The following is a 2,450-nucleotide window of genomic DNA, read 5'->3' as shown; positions in this document are numbered from 1 at the left end:
TTTTCGGACACAATTACTGAAATACTACCCACAAATACAAACTCACCAGTAAGCAGCAAGAGAATTAAAGTTAATTAAAGAACTACAAGTAGGCTTCCTAAAAAGTTGGTTCGGGTATTGCCCTTATCCTATCCTAAAAGAGAGGGTTAAAAAGAAGGAGGTTGGACATAAGGTAGTGGAGAAAAAATCTGCTAGTTCCATCATAGGGGCTAAGGTGATTATTATCAGAATATGCATAGCAGAGAAGATAAACATTTTGCTTACTCAATAACAATTTAAAAAGGAAAAAATATGAAAAAGAACTTGGTTTGTTTTTTTCTTACTTTTTTAGCTTTAACAGGAAAGGTTCTAGCTATGGGGGTTGTTGGCCTTGAGATTCCGTCTGGAGAAACTTCCTTTGTTAATTCTGAAACTATAGAAATTTCTGATGAAAAAGAAGATAATCAATCAATATGGGGTGTAAGAGGTGTTTTGGGAGATAATACAAACCTTGATTTATTTCAAAATAATCGAACAGGAAAGATATACGCCTCTGGAATTGTAGGAAATGCCACTGCTCCTTTTCTCACTGTAGGAGTAAATAATATTTATGGGGTCGATCTTCAGGTAAGTGTAGATATATTTGAGAATACAGGCACCATCTCTGCCTCTGTTATAGCTGGTGATGCTAGCGGAGATAATGCTGAAGTTTCCATTGGTTTCGTGGGAGGTGTAGGTTTTGGAGCAAACATATTCTCTTTTTCAAACAAAGGTTCCATTAGTGCTCTGGTCTCGGCAGGCAAAGGAGCGGAGATAAGTGAAATATATGGTGTTGGATTTTCTAACCTTTTAAATTCTTATATTTCCAATGAAGGGACGATAACGGCCTCGGTTACCGGTGGAGGGTCAACGGTAGAGGATGTGGTGGGGATATATATAGTAGATTCGGCCAATGTTACCCTATACAACCCTGGAATGGTCTGGGTGGGGATTTTTGTCTCAGAGGGAACGAAGGTCCGCAATGTGAGGACTCTCAGGCTTGAGAACTCAACTGTCACCCTAGCTGATACTTTCTCCATTGTCTTTGGCACCCCTGGTATTCCGCCTTCTTCTGATAATGCCACCAATGTGAGCCTAAGGCCCATCTCTGTCGATTCTAAATCTGTTCTTAACCTCAACAACACCAAGCTTCTTGTTCTAGTTGATTTAAAGAATCTTCAATTCAATACTCCTTACTATATTATAGATAATCAAGGCACAGTAAAAGGTGAGTTCGGACAGCTTCTCAGGGGATGGAAAAACCCAGAACTCACTGTAAATTGGGCTGGAGAGGATAAGGGTGTCAACTCTGCCGTTAAATTTGCTTATGTACCAGGAAAAAATTCCAGAGCTCTTGCCCTTGCTCAGGTAGCTCCCAGTATTATTTCTACCAGTTTTGTTAGAACAATAACAGCCTTTTCTCCTTTGGGGGCCGCACCCTACTTTCTGGCTCAGAACGATAACAGAAAAATACTCCTGGCTTCTGCTACTCCAGTGCCCGTAAAAATGAATTCTGCCTATCAGACAAATCTTTTCGTCATGCCTCTTTATACACGGGTAGAAGCTGATGATCTGGGCTTTGATGCTGATGCTTACGGTTTTACTTTGGGCCTAGGAGGGCAATTGACCGACAATCTGGTAGCCAATATGTATAGTGGTATTGGCCGCCTTGATTTGGACTTCTCTGTATTAGGGCCTGATAAAGAAGATCAGGACCTCTATTTCGGTGGTATTTCTATAACTTACTTTTCTCAAACTTGGTTTGTAAAATTTCTTTTTAATCTTTACCGAACTGATCACGATTACGAAGGTTTTACGGGCGCCAACTACGAACTAAAAGAAAAAGCTGAATATGATAGCTGGGGAGTGGATAGTGAACTTTCTATGGGTTATTCTTTTATTGAAAGAGAAAAGTTTATTCTTGTTCCTGAGATTGGTTTTGGGTATACAATTTACCAGGCGGATGATTTCCATACCGAAGTTTCCGCCAATAATGCCTGGAATAGATATTATAAAAACGATAGAATTGATTATTTTAAAGCTTTCTTTGGGATAAATGGTTTATTAAAGTTTAGCCAGGAAAAAAATAAAGGATTCCTTTATTGCTCTTTACGCTTGGAACAAGCCTTTGGTGACAACGAAGTTATTGTTAAAAGCTTTCTGCAAGGGTTACCTCAGTATCACCTCAAAAAGGACATCGCTGATACAACCTTTGTAGGGCAGGTAGGCGTTAGCTTGAGCTTAGGTAAAAGCTGGATCATTGATATCAACGGCAGGGGTGATTTTAACTCTGATTACGAGGCATACACTGGAAAACTTGTTCTCCGATATACTTTCTAACATAACTAGAAAAAAGGAAGCTTTAAGCCCTCTGAACCGCCCCTGATTTGCCGGAGACTTTAATGTGTGAGTCCTGATAACTTAAAAGACCC

The 2,450-nt window shown here is 39.7% G+C and carries 1 protein-coding gene; it reads left to right on the top strand.

Translation table 11 applies throughout. From position 1 onward, the window contains the following. Window positions 1-291: 291 nt before the first annotated feature. Window positions 292-2,358 (top strand): autotransporter family protein, encoded by a 2,067-nt coding sequence (locus tag TH606_RS11100; protein WP_068544053.1) that lies wholly within the window; start codon window positions 292-294, stop codon window positions 2,356-2,358. Window positions 2,359-2,450 lie beyond the last annotated feature (92 nt).

It is taken from the genome of Thermodesulfatator autotrophicus (genome assembly GCF_001642325.1).
Lineage (GTDB): Bacteria > Desulfobacterota > Thermodesulfobacteria > Thermodesulfobacteriales > Thermodesulfatatoraceae > Thermodesulfatator > Thermodesulfatator autotrophicus.
The sequence above is the reverse complement of the archived record's forward strand: the minus strand, read 5'-3'. Positions and strand labels throughout refer to the sequence as shown.

Excerpts from the sequence above, each read along its gene's own strand:
- TH606_RS11100 (WP_068544053.1), top strand. The coding sequence starts at position 292 with ATGAAAAAGAACTTGGTTTGTTTTTTTCTTACTTTTTTAGCTTTAACA.